Source organism: Flavobacterium sp. HTF (assembly GCF_003105115.1).
Taxonomy (GTDB): Bacteria; Bacteroidota; Bacteroidia; order Flavobacteriales; family Flavobacteriaceae; genus Flavobacterium.
Genome location: NZ_QETH01000178.1, coordinates 1 through 789, shown reverse-complemented (window position 1 = coordinate 789; position 789 = coordinate 1). Strand labels below are relative to the sequence as shown.

Annotated in this window: 5 protein-coding genes; all 5 read right to left on the bottom strand. The window is 36.1% G+C overall.

Annotated elements, in window-relative coordinates; all coding sequences use genetic code 11:
• Window positions 1-2 precede the first annotated feature (2 nt).
• Entirely contained in the window at window positions 3-146 is a 144-nt protein-coding gene (locus DCO46_RS22930) for a class I lanthipeptide (protein WP_165828981.1), read from the bottom strand.
• A 5-nt stretch (window positions 147-151) separates the two neighbouring features.
• On the bottom strand, window positions 152-295 hold the full coding sequence (locus tag DCO46_RS22925; RefSeq protein WP_165829091.1) for a class I lanthipeptide: 144 nt from the start codon (window positions 293-295) through the stop codon (window positions 152-154).
• A gap of 5 nt (window positions 296-300) precedes the next feature.
• Window positions 301-444 carry a class I lanthipeptide gene (locus DCO46_RS22920; protein WP_165828981.1) on the bottom strand — a complete coding sequence of 48 codons (144 nt, stop codon included), beginning with the start codon at window positions 442-444 and terminating at the stop codon, window positions 301-303.
• 5 nt (window positions 445-449) lie between these two features.
• Window positions 450-593: a class I lanthipeptide gene (locus tag DCO46_RS22915; protein ID WP_165828981.1), complete on the bottom strand. Its 144-nt coding sequence runs from the start codon at window positions 591-593 to the stop codon at window positions 450-452.
• Window positions 594-598: 5 nt separating this feature from the next.
• On the bottom strand, window positions 599-789 hold a 191-nt coding region (locus DCO46_RS22910; protein ID WP_207784993.1), incomplete at its 5' end, for a class I lanthipeptide.

Here is a 789-nt window from a genome sequence, read left to right as displayed (position 1 = left end):
GATTATAGTTTTGCGATTAAGAAACTGATTACTAAGTAACATGCCGGAGAGCTTCCGCCGTCAACATCATGCATTTGTGTGTCGTTTAATTCTGTAACAGCCACTTTGTTGAAAGCAAGCTTGTTGTTTGGGTTTTGTTTTTTCATTTGGATTATAGTTTTGCGATTAAGTAACTGATTACTAAGTAACATGCAGGAGAGCTTCCGCCATCTACGTCATGCATTTGTGTGTCGTTCAATTCTGTAACAGCCACTTTGTTGAAAGCAAGCTTGTTGTTTGGGTTTTGTTTTTTCATTTGGATTATAGTTTTGCGATTAAGAAACTGATTACTAAGTAACATGCAGGAGAGCTTCCTCCGTCAACGTCATGCATTTGTGTGTCGTTTAATTCTGTAACAGCTACTTTGTTGAAAGCAAGCTTGTTGTTTGGATTTTGTTTTTTCATTTGGATTATAGTTTTGCGATTAAGAAACTGATTACTAAGTAACATGCAGGAGAGCTTCCTCCGTCTACGTCATGCATTTGTGTGTCGTTTAATTCTGTAACAGCCACTTTGTTGAAAGCAAGCTTGTTGTTTGGGTTTTGTTTTTTCATTTGGATTATAGTTTTGCGATTAAGAAACTGATTACTAAGTAACATGCAGGAGAGCTTCCGCCGTCAACATCATGCATTTGTGTGTCGTTTAATTCTGTAACAGCCACTTTGTTGAAAGCAAGCTTGTTGTTTACATTTTGTTTTTTCATTTTGATTATAGTTTTGCGATTAAGAAACTGATTACTAAGTAACATGC

Excerpts from the sequence above, each read along its gene's own strand:
- DCO46_RS22930 (WP_165828981.1), bottom strand. The coding sequence starts at position 146 with ATGAAAAAACAAAACCCAAACAACAAGCTTGCTTTCAACAAAGTGGCT.
- DCO46_RS22925 (WP_165829091.1), bottom strand. The coding sequence starts at position 295 with ATGAAAAAACAAAACCCAAACAACAAGCTTGCTTTCAACAAAGTGGCT.
- DCO46_RS22920 (WP_165828981.1), bottom strand. The coding sequence starts at position 444 with ATGAAAAAACAAAATCCAAACAACAAGCTTGCTTTCAACAAAGTAGCT.
- DCO46_RS22915 (WP_165828981.1), bottom strand. The coding sequence starts at position 593 with ATGAAAAAACAAAACCCAAACAACAAGCTTGCTTTCAACAAAGTGGCT.